Annotated in this window: 12 protein-coding genes and 3 tRNA genes; 6 read left to right on the forward strand and 9 right to left on the reverse strand. The window is 70.9% G+C overall.

Annotation, left to right across the window (positions count from 1 at the left end):
- Positions 1-173: 173 nt before the first annotated feature.
- The 4 genes from ACSMXV_RS15065 to ACSMXV_RS15080 form a co-directional block, all read right to left on the reverse strand.
- Positions 174-761 (reverse strand): hemerythrin domain-containing protein, encoded by a 588-nt coding sequence (locus ACSMXV_RS15065; protein ID WP_473178132.1) that lies wholly within the window; start codon positions 759-761, stop codon positions 174-176.
- A gap of 310 nt (positions 762-1,071) precedes the next feature.
- Positions 1,072-1,148 (reverse strand) — tRNA-Ile (locus ACSMXV_RS15070).
- A gap of 221 nt (positions 1,149-1,369) precedes the next feature.
- Positions 1,370-1,442: transfer RNA gene (locus ACSMXV_RS15075), tRNA-Asn, on the reverse strand.
- Positions 1,443-1,447: 5 nt separating this feature from the next.
- Positions 1,448-1,520 (reverse strand) — tRNA-Asn (locus ACSMXV_RS15080).
- 152 nt (positions 1,521-1,672) lie between these two features.
- On the opposite strand from ACSMXV_RS15080, the gene ACSMXV_RS15085 reads away from it, so the two are divergent.
- The 4 genes from ACSMXV_RS15085 to ACSMXV_RS15100 all read left to right on the forward strand — a co-directional run bounded on the left by ACSMXV_RS15085 (position 1,673) and on the right by ACSMXV_RS15100 (position 7,455).
- Positions 1,673-1,972, forward strand: a complete 300-nt coding sequence (locus ACSMXV_RS15085; protein WP_473178133.1) for a YtxH domain-containing protein — start codon at positions 1,673-1,675, stop codon at positions 1,970-1,972.
- A gap of 120 nt (positions 1,973-2,092) precedes the next feature.
- The gene (locus ACSMXV_RS15090; protein WP_473178134.1) at positions 2,093-3,541 is read left to right on the forward strand and encodes an FGGY family carbohydrate kinase; all 1,449 of its coding nucleotides are present in this window, start codon (positions 2,093-2,095) and stop codon (positions 3,539-3,541) included.
- Positions 3,542-3,742: 201 nt separating this feature from the next.
- Entirely contained in the window at positions 3,743-5,476 is a 1,734-nt protein-coding gene (locus ACSMXV_RS15095) for an ABC transporter ATP-binding protein (RefSeq protein WP_473178135.1), read from the forward strand.
- Complete coding sequence (locus ACSMXV_RS15100) at positions 5,476-7,455, forward strand: ABC transporter ATP-binding protein (RefSeq protein WP_473178136.1); 1,980 nt, start codon at positions 5,476-5,478, stop codon at positions 7,453-7,455. The genes ACSMXV_RS15095 and ACSMXV_RS15100 overlap by 1 nt, the downstream gene beginning before the upstream one ends.
- Positions 7,456-7,571: 116 nt before the next feature.
- On the opposite strand, the gene ACSMXV_RS15105 is transcribed toward ACSMXV_RS15100, so the two are convergent.
- The 5 genes from ACSMXV_RS15105 to ACSMXV_RS15125 all read right to left on the reverse strand — a co-directional run bounded on the left by ACSMXV_RS15105 (position 7,572) and on the right by ACSMXV_RS15125 (position 14,873).
- Positions 7,572-8,912: an RNA polymerase sigma factor gene (locus ACSMXV_RS15105; protein WP_473178137.1), complete on the reverse strand. Its 1,341-nt coding sequence runs from the start codon at positions 8,910-8,912 to the stop codon at positions 7,572-7,574.
- A gap of 165 nt (positions 8,913-9,077) precedes the next feature.
- Entirely contained in the window at positions 9,078-10,988 is a 1,911-nt protein-coding gene (dnaG, locus tag ACSMXV_RS15110) for a DNA primase (protein WP_473178138.1), read from the reverse strand.
- 78 nt (positions 10,989-11,066) lie between these two features.
- Entirely contained in the window at positions 11,067-12,329 is a 1,263-nt protein-coding gene (locus ACSMXV_RS15115) for an NAD(P)/FAD-dependent oxidoreductase (protein WP_473178139.1), read from the reverse strand.
- A gap of 212 nt (positions 12,330-12,541) precedes the next feature.
- Positions 12,542-13,855 (reverse strand): deoxyguanosinetriphosphate triphosphohydrolase, encoded by a 1,314-nt coding sequence (locus ACSMXV_RS15120; RefSeq protein ID WP_473178140.1) that lies wholly within the window; start codon positions 13,853-13,855, stop codon positions 12,542-12,544.
- A 97-nt stretch (positions 13,856-13,952) separates the two neighbouring features.
- Positions 13,953-14,873 (reverse strand): sirohydrochlorin chelatase, encoded by a 921-nt coding sequence (locus ACSMXV_RS15125; RefSeq protein WP_473178141.1) that lies wholly within the window; start codon positions 14,871-14,873, stop codon positions 13,953-13,955.
- A 272-nt stretch (positions 14,874-15,145) separates the two neighbouring features.
- Between ACSMXV_RS15125 and ACSMXV_RS15130 the strand changes: the two genes are divergently transcribed.
- The gene (locus tag ACSMXV_RS15130) at positions 15,146-15,820 is read left to right on the forward strand and encodes a SanA/YdcF family protein (protein WP_473178142.1); all 675 of its coding nucleotides are present in this window, start codon (positions 15,146-15,148) and stop codon (positions 15,818-15,820) included.
- Positions 15,821-16,490: 670 nt separating this feature from the next.
- Positions 16,491-18,692: a molybdopterin oxidoreductase family protein gene (locus ACSMXV_RS15135; RefSeq protein ID WP_473178943.1), complete on the forward strand. Its 2,202-nt coding sequence runs from the start codon at positions 16,491-16,493 to the stop codon at positions 18,690-18,692.
- Positions 18,693-18,909 lie beyond the last annotated feature (217 nt).

Raw genomic sequence — 18,909 nt, forward strand, 5'->3', positions numbered from 1 at the left:
TATGCCCGTCACCCGCCCGCATTCGGATACGCCACGGCGTTCGGCATTAAACGTTTGATACAGACGCGATGGCGAAACGCCGAATAACCCCAGGCACAGCGGGCCCCTGCCCGCCTTGTTCCGCCGTCGGGACCGTAACGGAATTCCCTCGCGTAGATCAGTCCTGCTCTTGGTCAGCCGCCGGGTGCCGCGGCCTTCAGCGCGTCCTTCGTCCGGTCGACCAGGGAAGCGAACGGCCCGACCGTCCACTGGGCCATCGGAGATCCGGCTGCTCCGGGGTGCGGGTGGGTAGGGGCGATCTTCTCGGCCGCCCGCAGCATCGTGCCCATGCCCTTGCGCTTGCCCTCGGCACACTCGCGGACCACGATGGGGAACTCCTCCCGCTCCTCGTGCTCGGCATGATCGATGACGGACTGCTCGAACCTCGCGAACGTGGTGTCGAAATCTCCGCTGGACACGTCCATCTTCTCCAGGTCGGCGAGGACCTTGTTGGCCGCCTCCTCCTCGCGGTTGCGGGCCTCGGTCTCGTCCTGGCCTGCGGCGTCCTTCGCGACCGGCCGGAGGACCATCTCCTCGGCGGTCTCGTGCACCGCCAGCAGGGCCCTCAGTTCGTCGAAGGCCTGCCGCTTGTGCTCGCCCTCGGCGCTCTTCACATCCGAGAACAGATCCCGGATGCGGGCGTGCTGATTCAGCAGTATGCCGACCACGTCGCCTTCCGGAAGCCTCGCCGCCTCGGCACGCTCTGTCTCCGCGCTGCTCACGGCACTCCCCTCCGTCCCTTGGGAGATCACCTTCCCGCTTCCACCGGACATCCGGATGCGGAATGCCGCATGCCGCGGATGCCGTGTGGTGCAGGTACGGCCATCACGGCGCGGGTGACCCTGACGGGTCCGCTCAAACCGCACGACGCCGTGTGGGACCAGCTCATTGGCCCGGGCGGGAGGAGGACCACATCCGGAGGGACGGCCGAGCCGTCTTGGTCCAGAACGGTGAACGAGAGCCGCCGCGTCCGCGTGGCGACCCTCGTTCTCTCAATGCCGCAGCTAGAAACGATCCTGCTGCAGTGTGCGCTGGTGGGGCGGGTGGGACTCGAACCCACGGCCGACGGATTATGAGTCCGCTGCTCTAACCGGCTGAGCTACCGCCCCGTTACGGCGCGTCGCGCACATTTGTACGCGCCGTCTGCCGCAGCATAGCCGTTCATACGATCTCCTGCGTCCCATGGTCGGCCCAGCCACGACCATGAGGACTTCCGGCATGCCCACGTGGTTCCCGCGGACGGGACAGCGATGCCCCGGAGACCGAACCGGAACCCGACAGGACCCGGACCGGACATGAAAAAGGACCCCTGAGGGGTCCTTCCCGGCTGCTCCCCCGACTGGACTCGAACCAGTAACCTGCCGGTTAACAGCCGGCTGCTCTGCCAATTGAGCTACGGAGGATCGAGCTCCCCCGACTGGACTCGAACCAGTAACCTGCCGGTTAACAGCCGGCTGCTCTGCCAATTGAGCTACGGAGGATCGCCTCGTTGCATCGAACGTACCTACCTGGGTATTCGCCAGGCGGCGCGCGCTCGCTGCAGCACATACATTAGCGCAAGCAGGGGGGTGCTCCGCCAATCGGTACTTCCGACGACCGACTCCGACGTAAGAGCAAGGGAAGGGTGGCAGCCATGCGCTACCGGCTCACATTCATCGCCGGCCTGGCCCTCGGTTACGTGCTCGGGACCCGCGCCGGACGGGAGCGCTACGAGGAGCTGAAGAAGTCTGCCCGTTCCTTCACCCAGAACCCGGCCGTGCGCAACGCCGCCGAGTCCGCGGCCCAGCAGAGCCGTGTCTACGCGGGCAGGGCCCTGCACACGGTGAACGAGAAGGTCGGCGACCGCTTGCCGGACTCGGTGACCCAGCGCGTACGGGCCCTGCGCGAGCGCGGCCGGACCGGCGAGGACGACTGGGGCACCAGCAACACCTGACGTCCGGACTCGCAGCGCCCGCGGGCGTCACCGGTCGCAGGGACCGGCGGCGCACCGCTCCCTGGTCCCCGATGTTCACTGTGGTACGGAACACGTCTCGCGGTGCGGCAGAATTTCAGCATGGGGATAGTCGCCGGGCTGGACAGTTCGCCCGATTTCACTCGCATCGTCGTGTGTGACACGGACACGGGGGCCGTACTCAGGCAGGGGTATGCCCCTCATCCCGTCCCGGACGGCGGTGACGGTGGCCGGCTCTCCGATATCGATCCGCAGGCGTGGCTGCTGTCGCTAGGCGAGGCCGCCGGCGGCGGGCTGCTCGAAGGTGTGCAGGCCATCGGTGTCTCCGCACAGCAGAACGGGCTGGTGCCGCTGGACGCGCAGGGCGGCATCGTGCGGCCGGCGATCGTGGGCAACGACAAGCGGGCCCAGGTCGCGGCCGCCGACCTGATCGACCAGCTCGGCAGCCGCGAGGCGTGGGCGGCGGCCGTCGGCTGCGTACCGCAGGCCGGGCACCCCGTGACCAAGCTGCGCTGGCTGGCGAAGACGGAACCCGAGGCCGCACAGCGCACGGCAGTGATCATGCAGGCGCACGACTGGCTGGTGTGGCAGCTGCTCGGCCGGCCCTCGCGGCGTACCACGGACCGAGGCGGGGCGTCCGGCACCGGCTACTGGTCGGCGGCGACGGGCGCGTACCGCCCGGATCTGGTCGAGATGGCGCTCGGCCGGCAGGCCGCGGTGCCGGAGGTGATCGGCCCCGCCGAGGCCGCGGGCACGACGCCTGAGGGGCTGCTGATCTCGGCCGGCACGGGCGACACGATGGCGGCCGCGTTCGGGCTCGGTGTCGGGCTCGGCGACGCGGTGGTGTCGCTCGGGGCGTCCGGCTCCGTGATGGCCGTGCACCATGAGGCGCTGACCGACTCGACCGGGATGATCACGTCGCTGGCGGACGCGACGGGCGGGCATCTGCCGGTGGTCCACACACTCAACGCCGTACGGGTCCTGCGCGGGACGGCGGAGCTGCTGGGCGTGGACCTCGAGGGGCTGTCGCAGCTGGCGCTGAAGTCGACGCCGGGCTCGCACGGGCTGGTGCTGCTGCCGTATCTCGAGGGTGAGCGCACCCCGAACCTGCCGCACACCGCGGGCACGCTCGCCGGGCTGCGCCGGGAGTCGATGAAGCCCGAACACCTGGCGCGTGCCGCGTTCGAGGGCATGCTGTGCGGGCTCGCCGACGCGCTGGACGTGCTGCGCGGACGGGGTGTGGAGGTGCGCCGGGTCTTTCTGCTGGGGGCGGCCGCGGAACTGACCGCCGTTCAGGCCGCGGCGCCTTCGCTGTTCGGCGTGCAGGTCGTCGTGCCACAGCCCGCGGACTACGCGGCTCTCGGCGCGGCCCGGCAGGCCGCCTGGGCGCTGGGCGTCTCGCAGGGCACGCTCGACGCCCGCACCCCGCCGGCCTGGCAGGGCGCTGCTGCCCAGGTGTTCGAGCCGGGCGAGGAGTTGGCGGTCGGTCAGGCGGTGCGGCAGCAGTTCACGGCCGTGCGGGAGCAGACCCATCCGGCGGCGTTTGGCTGACCGGAGCCCCGGTGCGAGCGGTCGGTTGTTCGCATCGGCCACTCCTTTTGCCCTACTTGGCCCATTCTTGGCTCAATCATGGGTGGCGCTACCGGCGTAATTGCTTGAGGTAACGCAGGTGGAGTGTCGGACGATAGTGGGGTGGTGCACCCGATCCGTGGCCGGTGCACCGACCTTCCTGCCGACACCGAGAGATGAAGCGTGCTCATACGACTTCTGCGGACCTACCTCGGTCCGTACAAAAGACCCATCGCCCTGCTGGTGGTGCTGCAGCTACTGCAGACCAGCGCCACCCTCTATCTGCCCACCCTCAACGCGGACATCATCGACAACGGTGTCGTGAAGGGCGACACGGGATACATCCTCAGCTACGGCGGCTTCATGCTGGCGGTCGCCGTGGTCCAGATGGCGTGCAACATCGGCGCGGTGTACTACGGCGCACGCACGGCGTCGGCGCTCGGCCGGGACGTCCGCGCCGCGATCTTCGACCGCGTGCAGTCCTTCTCCGCACGTGAGGTGGCGCACTTCGGCGCGCCCTCCCTCATCACCCGCACCACGAACGACGTGCAGCAGGTCCAGATGCTCGTCCTGATGTCGTTCACGCTGATGGCGTCGGCGCCCATCATGTGCGTCGGCGGCATCGTCATGGCGCTCGGTCAGGACGTGCCGCTGTCCGGCGTGCTGCTGGCGGTCGTCCCGCTCCTCGGCATCGGTGTGAGCCTCATCGTGCGCCGGCTTCGGCCGCTGTTCCGGACGATGCAGGAGCGCCTGGACACCGTGAACCGCGTGCTGCGCGAGCAGATCACGGGCAACCGCGTCATCCGCGCCTTCGTCCGGGACGCCTACGAGACGAAGCGGTTCCGCGGCGCCAACGAGGAGCTGACCGAGGTGTCGCTCGGCACGGGCCGGCTGCTCGCGCTGATGTTCCCCATCGTCATGACCGTGGTGAACGTCTCGTCGATCGCGGTGGTCTGGTTCGGTGCGCACCGGATCGACAGCGGCGGCATGGAGATCGGCGCGCTGACGGCGTTCCTCATGTATCTGATGCAGATCGTGATGTCCGTGATGATGGCCACCTTCATGTTCATGATGGTGCCGCGGGCCGACGTCTGCGCCGAGCGCATCCAGGAGGTGCTGACCACCGAGAGCAGCGTGGTGCCTCCGGCCTCTCCGGTACGGGAACTCAGGCGCCACGGTCATCTCGAGATCCGTGCGGCCGGGTTCCGTTATCCGGGCGCCGAGGAGCCGGTCCTGAAGGGCGTCGGCCTGGTGGCGAAACCGGGTGAGACGACCGCCGTGATCGGGTCGACGGGCAGCGGCAAGTCGACGCTGCTGGGCCTCGTACCACGGCTGTTCGACGCCACGGACGGCGAAGTGCTGGTCAACGGAGTGGACGTACGGACCGTCGACCCGCAGCTGCTGGCGAAGACGGTGGGCCTCGTACCGCAGAAGCCGTACCTCTTCGCCGGGACCATCGCGACGAACCTGCGGTACGGCAACCCGGACGCGACGGACGAGGAGCTGTGGCACGCGCTGGCGGTGGCGCAGGCCAAGGAGTTCGTCGAGCGGCTCGAGGGCGGCCTGAACGCGCCCGTCGCACAGGGCGGGACCAACGTCTCCGGCGGCCAGCGGCAGCGCCTCGCCATCGCGCGGACCCTGGTGCAGAAGCCCGAGATCTATCTCTTCGACGACTCCTTCTCGGCCCTCGACTACGCGACGGACGCCGCCCTGCGCGCGGCTCTGTCGCAGGAGACCGCCGAGGCGACCGTCGTGATCGTCGCGCAGCGGGTCGCCACGATCCGCGACGCCGACCGGATCATCGTCCTCGACGAGGGACGGGTCGTCGGCACGGGCCGCCACCACGAGCTGATGGCGGACAACGAGACGTACCGGGAGATCGTGCTCTCCCAGCTGACGGAAGCGGAGGCAGCCTGATGGCCGGTCCTGGAGGGCGGATGATGGCCGGGGGCGGCCCGGACCAGCGCTCGATGGACTTCAAGGGGTCGGGCAAACGCCTGATCGCGCAGTTCAAGCCGGAACGCACCACGATGTACGCGATGCTGGCGGCCGGTGTGCTGAGCGTCGCGCTGTCCGTGCTGGGCCCGTGGATCCTGGGCCGGGCGACCGACCTGGTCTTCGCGGGCATCATCGGGCGGCAGATGCCCGAAGGCGCCACGAAGGAGCAGGCGCTCCAGGGCATGCGCGAGCGGGGCGACTCAGGCATGGCCGACATGCTCTCCGGGGTCGACTTCACCCCGGGCAAGGGCATCGACTTCGGCGCCGTGGGCTCCGTACTGCTTCTCGCGCTGGTCACGTTCCTGGTGTCCGGTCTGCTGATGCTGGTGGCCACCCGGCTGTCGACGTACGCCATCAACAAGACCGTGTACCGGATGCGCGAGGACATCCAGACGAAGCTGTCGCGGCTGCCGCTGTCGTACTTCGACAAGCGGCAGCGCGGCGAGGTGCTCAGCCGCGCCACGAACGACATCGACAACATCGGCCAGACGCTGCAGCAGTCGATGGGACAGCTCGTCAACTCGGTGCTGAGCATCGTCGGCGTGCTGGTGATGATGTTGTGGATCTCGCCGCTGCTGGCGCTGGTCGCGCTCGTGACGGTGCCGCTGTCCTTCCTGATCGCGACGAAGGTCGGCAAGCGGTCGCAGCCGCACTTCGTGCAGCAGTGGCGTACGACGGGCAAGCTGAACGCACACATCGAGGAGATGTACACCGGCCACACGCTGGTGAAGGTGTTCGGGCGTCAGGAGGAGTCGGCGAAACAGTTCGCCGAGCAGAACGACGCGCTGTACGAGGCCGGCTTCCAGGCGCAGTTCAACAGCGGCATCATGCAGCCGCTGATGTTCTTCGTGTCGAACCTCAACTACGTGCTGGTGGCCGTCGTCGGCGGGCTGCGCGTCGCGTCGGGTGCTCTCTCGATCGGCGACGTCCAGGCCTTCATCCAGTACTCACGGCAGTTCTCCATGCCGCTCACGCAGGTCGCGTCGATGGCGAACCTCGTGCAGTCGGGCATCGCGTCCGCCGAGCGGATCTTCGAACTCCTCGACGCCGAGGAGCAGGAGCCGGACCCCGTACTGGCCGCGCGGCCCGAACAGCTTCGCGGTCGCGTCGCGTTGGAGAAGGTGTCCTTCCGCTACGACCCCGACAAGCCGCTCATCGACGACCTGTCGCTCACCGTCGAGCCCGGCCACACAGTCGCGATCGTCGGCCCGACCGGCGCGGGCAAGACCACACTGGTCAATCTGCTGATGCGGTTCTACGACGTGACGGGCGGCCGGATCACGCTGGACGGCGTCGACATAGCGAAGATGTCGCGCGACGAACTGCGCTCCGGCATCGGCATGGTCCTCCAGGACACCTGGCTGTTCGGCGGCACCATCGCGGAGAACATCGCGTACGGGGCGGCAGAAGGAGGGGTGGCGCGAAGCGTCTCGGGCAAGGGCGGTGGTGGGAGACGGGTGGGCGTCACCCGCGAGGAGATCGAGGAGGCGGCGCGGGCGGCCCACGCGGACCGCTTCATCCGCACCCTGCCCGACGGCTACGACACGGTGATCGACGACGAGGGCACGGGCGTCAGCGCGGGCGAGAAGCAGCTGATCACCATCGCGCGGGCCTTCCTGTCCGATCCCGTGATCCTGGTGCTGGACGAGGCGACGAGCTCCGTCGACACCCGTACGGAGGTGCTCATCCAGAAGGCGATGGCCAAGCTCGCGGACGGGCGTACGTCGTTCGTCATCGCGCATCGGCTGTCGACGATTCGGGATGCGGACACGATTCTGGTGATGGAGAACGGGGCGATTGTCGAGCAGGGCTCGCATGAGACGTTGCTCGCCTCCGGCGGGGCTTATGCGCGGCTTTATCAGGCTCAGTTTGCGCAGGCCGTGGCTGAGGTGGACTAGAAGGGTTGCCCGGCGTCGGGGTGCCGCTGCCGCTGTGCCCACCCGTGCCGCCCCTGCGGCACGACTGCCCACAGCAGCAGCGGCGGCGGCGCGACTGCCCACAGCGGAACGGCGTCTCAGTCCAGGTATCCCCTCAGCTGGTCCGCGTACGCGTGGTCCCTGAGCTTGTTCAGGGTCTTGGACTCGATCTGGCGGATGCGTTCGCGGGTCACGCCGAAGATTCGGCCTATTTCCTCGAGGGTGCGCGGGCGGCCGTCGGCCAGGCCGTAACGGAGCTGGACGACTTTCCGCTCGCGCTCCCCGAGGGTCGACAGGACCGCGTCGAGGTGTTCGCGCAGGAGCAGGAACGCGGCTGACTCTACGGGGGATGCCGCGTCCCCGTCCTCGATGAGGTCGCCGAGCGCGACGTCGTCCTCCTCGCCGACGGGGGCGTGCAGCGAGACCGGTTCCTGGGCGAGCCGCAGGACCTCGCGGACCCTCTCGGGCGTCAGTTCGAGGTGGGCGGCGACCTCTTCGGGCGTGGGTTCGTACCCGCGTTCCTGGAGCATGCGGCGCTGGACCCGCACCACGCGGTTGATGAGCTCGACGACATGGACGGGGACGCGGATGGTGCGGGCCTGGTCGGCGAGCGCCCGCGACATCGCCTGGCGGATCCACCAGGTGGCGTACGTCGAGAACTTGTAGCCGCGTGCGTAGTCGAACTTCTCGACGGCCCGGATGAGCCCGAGGTTTCCTTCCTGTACCAGGTCGAGCATGGTCAGGCCGCGTCCCACGTACCGCTTGGCGACCGAGACGACGAGCCGCAGATTTGCCTCGATGAGACGGCGCTTGGCCATGCGCCCCATGACGACGAGTTTGTCGAGGTCGAGGGCGAGCTGGGAGTCGAGGTCGGGCGTTGAGCCGAGCTTCTCCTCGGCGAAGAGCCCGGCCTCGACGCGGCGGGCGAGCTCCACTTCCTCGGCGGCCGTGAGCAGGGGGATGCGGCCGATCTCGCGCAGGTACTGGCGGAACAGGTCGGCGGAGGGGCCGGCGGTCTCGGTGCGGCCGGAGGGAACCGGGAGCTCGACGGGCTCGGCGACGTCCACGAGGTCCGGCTCTGGCGGCCCGTCCACAGGGGCGGGGGGCTGGTCGGTGGGGGGCTCGGCCGGCCCCTGCGGATGGTCGGGGCTCATCACCGCCGTGCCGTGGTCGGGATGACGGCGGGCCCTGCCTTGCGGCGGCACCGCCGTCATGAGATCGATGTCCGCCTCCGAGTCCAGGGCGGTGTCGGTCTGGGTGAGGGTCTGGGTCTGCACGGGGGCGACCTCCAGGGTGATCGCTGCTGAGGCGTGCGACAGCGGTACGACGGGACCGGCGTGGGCGGCCTTGCCGCTGTCCGTCCCGTACGCGATGAGCGGAACCGCGGGGGTGTCGGGCCCGCTGTCTGCGGGCCGGCCGCGCTCCGAGGACTCAGGCACCGGAACCCAGTGTGGGGTACGACACATCACTGCCACGAGGGGCGTGCGGTGACTTTTTGAGGCCGGTCCGTGACTGGTCGGTTACGGTCGGGGCGCGCAGCCGGCCCGCTGGGCCCGGGACCGTGGCGGGAGACCGGATTCAGCCGGCCTCAGGCGCGGATGCGATCAGAGCGCGTCCGCGCCGCGTTCCCGCAGTGCCCGGCCGTACTGCTGCAGCACCCACAACTCGTTCTGGACGGCAGCCAGATGGGCCGGGTCGGCGTGTGGGCCGAGGCGGGTCAGGGTGCCCTGGATCTCGCGGATGCGGCGGTCCACGGCGCGGAGGCGGACCTGGACGAGCTGGCTTCCCGCATAGATCTCGTCGACCGTCTTGCGCAGGATCGGCTCGACGGCGAGTTCGGTGACCATCGCGCGGACCACGTCGTCGGGCGCGGCCTCGCGTACGCGGGCGAGATACGCGGAGGTGTCCTGGGCGCCCGGTTCGGCGCCGCCCGCTTCCTCGATGGTCTGCCGGACCGCGGCGTACGGCGGGGCGGTGAACTCGTCGACTCCGTACGCGTCGAAGGCCGGGGAGACCAACTCGGGGTACTGCAGGGCGAGTTTGAGGAGCTCGCGCTCGGTGCGGTGGGCCGGGCTGCGAAGGTTCAGGGCGGGGCCGGACGGTGCGCGCACCGGGGCGTACGACTGCGGCGCGCGCTGCTGTGCCGCCGCTGTCGCCGGGGCGGGGCCGCGGCCGCCGCGGTCCCGGGCCCAGCGGGCCAGCTGCGCGACCCGCTTCACCACGAAATGGATGTCCAGGATGCCCAGCATGCCGGCGAGCTGGACGGCGACCTCGTGCTGCGTGGCGCTGTTCTTGATACGGGCGACGATGGGTGCCGCCTCGTCCAGTGCTGCCGCGCGTCCGGCCGGGGTCTCCAGGTCGTAGCGGTTCACGATCTGGCGGAGGGCGAACTCGAAGAGCGGGGTGCGGGGTTCGACCAGGTCGGCGACCGCTTCGTCGCCCTTGGCGAGCCGTAGGTCGCAGGGGTCCATGCCGTCGGGGGCGATGGCGATGTACGTCTCGGCGGCGAACTTCTGGTCGTCCTCGAAGGCGCGCAGGGCCGCCTTCTGGCCCGCCGCGTCGCCGTCGAAGGTGAAGATCACGCGCGCGCTGCCGTTGTCCATCAGCAGTCTGCGGAGGATCTTGATGTGGTCGCCGCCGAACGCGGTGCCGCAGGTGGCGATGGCGGTCGTGACGCCCGCGAGATGACAGGCCATCACATCCGTGTAGCCCTCGACGACCACGGCGCGGCTGGCCTTGGCGATGTCCTTTTTGGCGAGGTCGATGCCGTAGAGGACCTGCGACTTCTTGTAGATCGCGGTCTCGGGGGTGTTGAGGTACTTCGGGCCGTTGTCGTCGTCGCGGAGCTTGCGCGCACCGAAGCCGACGACCTCGCCGCCGATGTCCCGGATCGGCCACATGAGGCGGCCGCGGAACCGGTCGATGGGGCCGCGGCGGCCCTCCTGGGAGAGCCCGGAGAGCAGCAGCTCCTTGTCGCTGAAGCCCTTGCCGCGCAGATAGCGGGTGAGGTGGTCCCAGCCCGCCGGGCTGTAGCCGACGCCGAAGTGCGCGGCCGCGGCCTGGTCGAAACCGCGCTCGGCCAGGAACTTCCGGCCGATCTCGGCCTCGGCGGAGGAGTCGAGCTGCTCCACGTAGAACTGCGCCGCGGTCTTGTGGGCCTCCACCAGGCGGATGCGTTCGCCGCGCTGGTTGCTCGGGTTGTACCCGCCCTCCTCGTACCGCAGCGTGATGCCCGCCTGTGCGGCGAGCCGCTCGACCGCCTCCGAGAAGGAGAGGTGGTCGATCTTCATCACGAACGTGATGGTGTCGCCGCCCTCCTGGCAGCCGAAGCAGTGGAACAGCCCCTTGCTGGGGCTGACCTGGAAGGAGGGCGACTTCTCGTCATGGAAGGGGCAGAGGCCCTTGAGGTTGCCGCCGCCCGCGTTACGCAGCTGGAGGTACTCGGAGACGACGGCGTCGATCGGGACCGCGTCCCGGACCGCCTTCACGTCCTCGTCATTGATCCTGCCTGCCACGGAGGAATTCTACGGGGGCGGACGGACACCCATGCGGCGGCGGCCGCCCCCGGTGAGCGGGGGCGAGGTCCGGACCGGTCAGTCGACGAGGCTCTCCAGCGGCACGGACGGGTCGGACAGGGCCTCGGGACCGACCCGAGCGCGAGACCGGATGAGCCGCTGGATCGGCTCCGTGACATCCCACACATTCACGTTCATCCCGGCCAGCACCCGCCCGTCCGCAAGCCAGAACGCGATGAACTGCCGCTTGCCCGCATCGCCCCGGATCACGACCTCGTCGTACGTTCCCGGCGGCGCCCAGCCCGAGTACTCGAGCCCCACGTCGTACTGGTCGGAGAAGAAATAGGGCACGCGGTCGTACGTGACCTCCTGGCCGAGCATCGCGCGGGCCGCGGCCGGGCCGCCGTTCAGCGCGTTCGCCCAGTGCTCGACGCGCACCGGGAAGCCGAAGAGCGGATGGAGGGCGGAGGCCACGTCGCCTGCGGCGTAGATGTCCGGATCGGACGTGCGCAGCGACGCGTCGACGGCGATGCCGCCGCCGTGCGCCCGGTCCGCGATGGTGAGGCCCGCGGCCTCGGCCAGGGCGGTCCGCGGGGCGGCTCCGATCGCGGCCAGCACGTCGTGCGCCGGGTGCTCCTCGCCGTCGTCGGTGCGGGCGGCCAGCACCACGCCGTCCTGGCCTGTGATCTCGGTGAGGCGGCGGCCGAAGTGGAACCGCACGCCGTGCTCGCGGTGCAGGTCGGCGAAGAGCTGGCCGAGCTCGGGGCCGAGGACGGAGTGCAGCGGTGTCGGCAGCGGCTCGACGACGGTGACCTCGGCGCCGTACTCGCGCGCGGCCGCCGCGACCTCCAGGCCGATCCAGCCCGCGCCGGCGATCACGAGGTGGCCGTTGTCGCGGCCGAGCGAGGCGAGGACACCCCGCAGCCGCTCGGCGTGCGCGAGCCGCCGCAGATGGTGCACGCCCGCGAGATCCGTGCCGGGGATGTCGAGGCGGCGCGGCTCGGCGCCGGTCGCGAGCAGCAGCTTGTCGTACTGGACAAGGGTGCCGTCACCGAGGCGCACGGCCCTGGCCTCGCGGTCGATGTCCACCACGATCTGGCCGAGGTGCAGCTCGATCTCGGCCTGGGCGTACCAGGCCGGTTCGTGCACGAAGACGCTGTCGCGTTCCTCCTTGCCGAGCAGATAGCCCTTCGACAGGGGCGGGCGCTCGTACGGGTGGTCGCGTTCGTCGCAGATGAGGATCACCCGTCCGGTGAATCCCTCCGCACGGAGCGTCTCGGCCGCCTTCGCCCCGGCCAGCCCTCCCCCGACGATGACGAACGTCTGATCAGCGTCGACCACTTGATGCCTCCTCGTCGGGACCGGGCGACATCGGCGGAAACCGCGGATGTCGGAGCCCGGAACAACACGGTGCCGCCACTCGAGCGTCCCGCACGGAGCGTGAGGGGGGAAGAGGGAGTGGCCCGATCAGGCCACGCTGGGTCACGTCCGTGTGCATATGCCCCTCAGCCGGGCGGCCGTCGGTGACGCGCTCATGGGCGGCGCGCCGTGGTTCACGTGCGGCGCGCTGTGAGCCTGTCGTGCAGGGAGCGGGCCGAGGCGTCGGTCAGGGACGCGATGTGGTCGACGATGACGCGCTCGCGCGCCCGGTCGTCATCCGCCGCGTCGAAGAGCGCGCGGAACTGCGGGTCCAGTCCTTCGGGCGCCCGCGCGGTGAGCGCTTCGGCCAGCTCCGCGACGACGATCCGCTGGTCGGCGCGGAGCCGCTCCTGCTCGGCGCGCTGCATGACGTAGCGGTCGGCTACGGCCTTGAGGACCGCGCACTCGTGGCGGGTCTCGCGGGGCACCACCAGCTCGGCCGCGTACCGCGTGAGCCGGCCGGAGCCCCATCGCGCGCGCGTGGCGCCCTCGGCGGCGAGGCAGAACCGCCCGATGAGCTGGCTCGTGGCGTCCTTGAGCCGGGCCTGGGCGACGGCCGAGCCGTCGTAGCCGTGCGGCCACCACTCCTGGTCGAGGAGGCGGTCGAGGGCTTCTGCGAGCTCCTCGGGGTCGATGTCGGCGGGGACGTACCGCCCGATGGCCACCGCGAAGATCTCCCTGCGCTCGGGATCGGCGTGCAGGCAGTTCGGGTCGATGTGTCCGGCGTGCAGGCCGTCCTCGACGTCGTGCACCGAGTACGCCACGTCGTCCGCCCAGTCCATGACCTGGGCCTCGAAGCAGGCGCGGGTGCCCGGGGCGCCCTTGCGGATCCAGTCGAAGACGGGGCGGTCGTCCTCGTAGACCCCGAATTTGGGCGACGCCGGGTCGGCGGGATGGGCACCGCGCGGCCAGGGGTACTTGGTCGCGGCGTCGAGCGCCGCGCGCGTGAGGTTGAGCCCGACGCTGACAAGATCGCCGCTCTCCTCGTCCCGCACGAAGCGCTTGGGCTCGATACGGGTGAGCAGCCGCAGCGACTGGGCGTTGCCCTCGAAGCCGCCGCAGCTCTGCGCGACCTCGTTGAGCGCCTGCTCGCCGTTGTGCCCGAAGGGCGGGTGGCCGAGGTCGTGGGAGAGGCACGCGGTCTCCACGAGATCCGGGTCGCAGCCCAGCGCGGCACCCAGCTCGCGGCCGACCTGGGCGCACTCGAGCGAGTGCGTCAGGCGCGTACGCGGGCTGGGGTCCCAGGCCTGGCTGCGGGTGCCGGGGGTGACCACCTGCGTCTTTCCGGCGAGGCGGCGCAGCGCGGCGGAGTGCAGCACCCGCGCGCGGTCGCGCTGGAAGGCCGTACGCCCGGGCCTCTTGTCGGCCTCGACGGCCCAGCGCTCGACGGCCGCCTCGTCGTAGTACGCGTTCGGTTCGGTGTACGCGCTCAGTTCGGTGCCTTCCATGCACCGACAGTAAACGCCCGCAGTGACAGAGGCGGTAACGGACGGAACACGGACAGTGAGCCTCCGGGGATCCCGGAGGCTCAGGCCGTGGCGAGCTTCAGGCCGTGGCGAGGTGCAGGGACGCGGCGGCGGAGGACATGCGGGCCTCGTCGTAGCGGTGCAGGACGAGACGGGCCATCGCGGCGTGCGCGCCCATCGGTTCTGCGGCGATCCAGGGGGCGGCCTCCGCGCACTCCGAGGCGAAACGTCCCGGCGCGGTGAAGTACGACGCGACGGCCACGCGGTGGCGGCCGCGGGCTGCCAGGGCGCGCACCGCGTCCGGCACGGTGGGGGCGGCCGCTGAGGCGTACGCGGGGACGACCGGCACTCCGAGGCGCTCGGCGAGCAGCTCGGCGGTGCGCTTGGTGTCGGTGGCGGCGTCGGGGTCGCGGGACCCGGCCGCCGCCAGGACGACCGCGCTGCTGCGCCTGTCGGCCGCGCTGAGCCGCGTCCGCCACCCGGCCTCGACGAGCCGCTCGTACAGCGCCTCGGCGAGCAGCGGGTGCGGGCCGAGCGGTGCCGCGATCCGTATGTCCAGGTGGGGCGCATCGGCGGCGGCCTCGGGGATGTCCTGCTTGATGTGGTAGCCGCGGCTGAGCAGCAGCGGTACGAGAACGGCGCGTCCGGGCCGGAGAGCGGCGAGGGTGTCGGGGAGCAGCGGCTCGTTCAGCTCGATGTGGCCGAGCTGGACGGAGAGACCGGGGCGCAGCTCGCGCACGCGTTCGGCGAGGGTCTCGACGGTGCTGAGCGCTCTCGGGTCGCGGCTGCCGTGCGCCACGAGGACGAGGGCCGGCGACTCGGGGCGGCGACGCCTGCCGTCGAGCGCGACGAGGCTGAGCTGGCTGCCGAGCTGGCTGGTGATCCGGTTCATGAGTTGCGCCGTACTGTCGAGGTGGCCGTCGGACTGTGCCGTGCCGGGCGGCAGGCTGCTGCCCGAGGGCTGGGTGGACTCGTCGCGAGGAGGGTTCGACGCCGTCATGAACCGATCGTGGCGGCGGTAGGTTGCCGCTGCGTTGCACGACGGTGACGGCTCATTTCCCCGGGGCTCACGCTGCGCCGAACGGCGGTGTCAGCCGGATCGCCCTCCAAGTCCGTCCGACGGCGGATTGTCGGTGGGATCGCCTACGGTTGATCACAGCTGGCCCGGTGCCGGGCGAGTACGGGGATACGGGGGTTTGGATGCTACGGCAAGGTTGGACGCGCACGCTGAGCCAAGCGGTTCAGACGCGTCTTCGGTGGCCGCCGAGGCCGGTGCTGCCGTCCTGGTTCCGGCCGCCTCGGACACGGACGGGACAGCGCCGGGCGGTGCAGGCGCTGATCCTGGCCTGCGCGCTGGCGCTGCTGCCCGCCACCTGGTTGTTCGTCTCGGCGGAAGGCCGGCTGCGTACGACAGCGGATGTGCCCCGCACCCCGGTGGCGGTGGTCTTCGGCGCGGGGCTCTGGAACGGCGAGCCGTCGCCGTACCTCGCTCACCGGCTGGAGGCGGCGGCCGAGCTGTATCGCGCAGGCCGGATACAGGTGGTGCTGGTCACGGGCGACAACAGCCGCGTGGAGTACGACGAGCCGGACGCGATGCGCGCCTATCTGACGGCTCATGGTGTCCCGGACCGGCGGATCGTGAGCGACTACGCGGGCTTCGACACGTGGGACTCGTGTGTGCGGGCCAAGAAGATCTTCGGCGTGGACCGGGCGGTGCTGATCAGTCAGGGCTTCCACATACGGAGGGCGGTCGCGCTGTGCGGGGCGGCGGGGGTCACGTCGTACGGCGTCGGGGTCGACGACCGGCACGATGTCACGTGGTATTACGGGGCGACTCGGGAGCTGGTCGCGGCCGGGAAGGCGGCGTGGGACGCCGTCTTCCGGCCGGATCCCCGGTTCCTGGGGCCCAGGGAACCAGGGGTCTCCGACGCGCTGGCGCCCGGCTGAGCCACGTCTTCGGGTGCGCCCACCCGAAGCTGCGCTGAGGCCGTACGCGAGGGCGCCGTACGTCGTGGGGTTGTGCCCACCCTCCCCCAGCTACCTCCCCCAGACTCCGTCCGGGAGGTGCCCCCAGGAGGTGCCCCCAGCCCTGCGGAACGACTGCCCACAACGGTAAGCGGCACGCCCGCCCACACCAGTCCCCCCATCGGCCTGCAGGCGCCCTCCGGCGGAAGGGGACGTGGCGGGATGTGCGCCCGCTGGCGGTACCTCCCAGGCCCTTAAGGCACTGGGGGAGGCTGGCGCAAAGTGTGGGCCAGACCGAGGACGTACATCCCGGCGCGGCCCCGACCCACCCACCGCCAGGTGGCGCACCAGCCGCCCACCGGCCGCAGCCGCGGGCGGTGACCGGCCACGGCGGACCGGCCATGGCGTGGGTGCGGGCGCTGCCTCCGTCCCGGGCGAAGCCCGCGGGGGCACCTCACGTCGCCGCCCACCCCACCGGGAGGTCCCCGTACCGGCCGCGTAACGGGCAACACCGCAGCACGTAACACGCACGACGCACGCTGGCAGCATGCACTCTGCCCCCGCGACGCCGACCCCGACGCCGACGCAGGCGCTCACGCCGACGCCGGCGCTGACGCCGACCCACTGCCCCTACTGCTCCCTGCAGTGCGGCATGAATTTGTCGGCGGGCAAGGACGGCGGCGTAGAGGTGGTGGAGCGCATCGAGTTCCCCGTCAACCGGGGAGCGCTGTGCGGCAAGGGCCGCACGGCGCCCGCACTGCTCTCCTCCCGAGTGCGCCTGACAGAGCCGCTGGTCCGTCGCCCTGCCACCGGCGAGCTCGAACCGGCCACCTGGGAGGAGGCCCTCGACCGTATCGCCGAGGGGCTGACCCGCACGCGCACGGAGCATGGCCCGGACGCGTGCGGGGTCTTCGGCGGCGGCGGGCTGACGAACGAGAAGGCGTACGCGCTGGGGAAGTTCGCCCGGGTCGTCCTTGGCACGTCGCAGATCGACTACAACGGCCGGTTCTGCATGTCGTCGGCGGCGGCCGCGGGCAACAAGGCCTTCGGCCTGGACCGCGGGCTGCCGTTCCCGATGGAGGACATCCCGCGGACCGGCTGTCTGATCCTGGTCGGTTCGAATCTCGCGGAGACGATGCCGCCGGCGCTGCGCTTCCTGACGGAGCTCAAGGAGAACGGCGGCAAGCTGATCGTCATCGATCCGCGCCGTACGCGCACCGCCGAGCAGGCGGATCTGTATCTGGCGCCGCGCCCGGGGACGGACCTGGCGCTGGCGCTGGGGATGCTGCACCTCGTGGTGGCGGAGGGCCGCACGGACGAGGAGTTCATCCGGGAGCGTACGACCGGCTGGGAGGACGCGCGGGCGGCGGCGATGGCGCACTGGCCGGAGTTCGTGGAGCGGATCACGGGGGTGTCCGTTCCCGAACTCCGCGAGGCCGTAAGGATGTTCTGCGACGCCGAGTCGTCGATGGTGCTCACCGCGCGCGGACCCGAGCAGCAGTCGAAGGGCACCGACACGGTGGGCGCGTGGATCAACCTGTGCCTCGCCACGGGCCGCGCGGGCCGCCCGCTGTCCGGCTACGGCTGTCTGACGGGCCAGGGCAACGGCCAGGGCGGCCGCGAGCACGGCCAGAAGGCGGACCAGTTGCCGGGCTACCGCAAGCTGGACGACCCCGAGGCGCGACGCCATGTCGCGGAGGTGTGGGGCGTCGACCCCGACAGCCTGCCGGGCCCGGGCCGCAGTGCGTACGAGCTGCTGGACGCGCTGGGTCGCGACGTCCGGTCGCTGCTTCTGATGGGCTCCAACCCCGTGGTGTCGGCCCCCCGCGCCGCGCACGTCGAGGAGCGGCTGCGCTCCCTGGACTTCCTCGCCGTCGCCGACGTGGTCCTGTCGGAGACGGCGGCACTCGCGGACGTCGTGCTGCCGGTGACGCAGTGGGCCGAGGAGACGGGCACGATGACGAACCTGGAAGGTCGGGTGCTGCTGCGCCGTCAGGCGCTGACGCCGCCGCCGGGTGTCCGCTCGGACCTCGTCGTCATGAACGAACTGGCCTCGCGGCTGGGCGTGGAGAAGGGCTTCCCGACGGACCCGGAGGAGGTCTTCGAGGAGCTCCGCCGTGCGTCGGCGGGCGGTCCCGCCGACTACTCGGGCATCGACTACGGCCGGCTGGCGCGCGAGCAGGGCGTGTTCTGGCCCTGCCCGGCGACCGACGGGCCGCCGGCGGACAGGGCGCTGGAGGAAAGTTCCCTGGCAGACAGCTCCCTGGCAGACAGCTTCCTGGCGGACAGCGCGCTGGAGGACAGCGAGGACGCCGCGCTCGATGTCTCACCGGACGACCCGGCGGGAGACGCCGGAAGCCCGCAGGGGCCCGACGCCCATCCCGGCACCCCGCGTCTCTTCCTGGACCGTTTCGCGACCCCGGACGGGCGCGCCCGGTTCGTGCCGGTCACGCACCGGCCGCTGGCGGAGGAGCCGGACTCCGAGTACCCGGTGCTGCTGACGACCGGGCGGGTCGTCTCCCAGTACCAGTCGGGCGCCCAGACGCGGCGCGTCGACGAGCTCAACTCTGCTGCGCCGGGGCCCTTCGTGGAGATGCATCCGCGGCTGGCCGAACGGCTGGGGGCCGCGGAGGGGGACGCCGTGGCGGTGGTGTCACGGCGTGGGAAGGCCATCGCGCCTGCGCGGATCACCACGGCGATACGGCCCGACACGGTGTTCATGCCGTTTCACTGGCCGGGGGAGGGTCGGGCCAACACGCTCACGAATCCGGCACTTGACCCTACGTCTCGGATGCCGGAGTTCAAGGCGTGCGCGGTTCGGCTCGAACTCGCGCCCGCCACGACGACGGCCTAGGCCCTGTCGTCAAACTCCCGCCGTCCGCCCGAAGGGCGGGCCCCGCGGCGTCATGGGGGTCCCTCCCTGCTCGAGCGAAGCCGAGAGCTTGGGGGAGCGTGCGATCGCAAGGCGCCGGAAAGTCCTCGGTGGGGGTCCCCCCTGGTCCTTAAGACCTTGGGGGAGGAGCTACTAGGGCTTTTCGGCAACGCGGCGTGGGGGCACCTCCCAGCGTTAG

The sequence above is a fragment of the Streptomyces sp. DSM 42067 genome, assembly GCF_055792885.1.

Bases quoted from the DNA above. Each gene is read 5' to 3' on its own strand.
- ACSMXV_RS15085 (WP_473178133.1), top strand. From the start codon at position 1,673: ATGCGCTACCGGCTCACATTCATCGCCGGCCTGGCCCTCGGTTACGTG.
- ACSMXV_RS15090 (WP_473178134.1), top strand. From the start codon at position 2,093: ATGGGGATAGTCGCCGGGCTGGACAGTTCGCCCGATTTCACTCGCATC.
- ACSMXV_RS15100 (WP_473178136.1), top strand. From the start codon at position 5,476: ATGGCCGGTCCTGGAGGGCGGATGATGGCCGGGGGCGGCCCGGACCAG.
- ACSMXV_RS15120 (WP_473178140.1), bottom strand. From the start codon at position 13,855: ATGGAAGGCACCGAACTGAGCGCGTACACCGAACCGAACGCGTACTAC.
- ACSMXV_RS15125 (WP_473178141.1), bottom strand. From the start codon at position 14,873: ATGACGGCGTCGAACCCTCCTCGCGACGAGTCCACCCAGCCCTCGGGC.
- ACSMXV_RS15135 (WP_473178943.1), top strand. From the start codon at position 16,491: ATGAATTTGTCGGCGGGCAAGGACGGCGGCGTAGAGGTGGTGGAGCGC.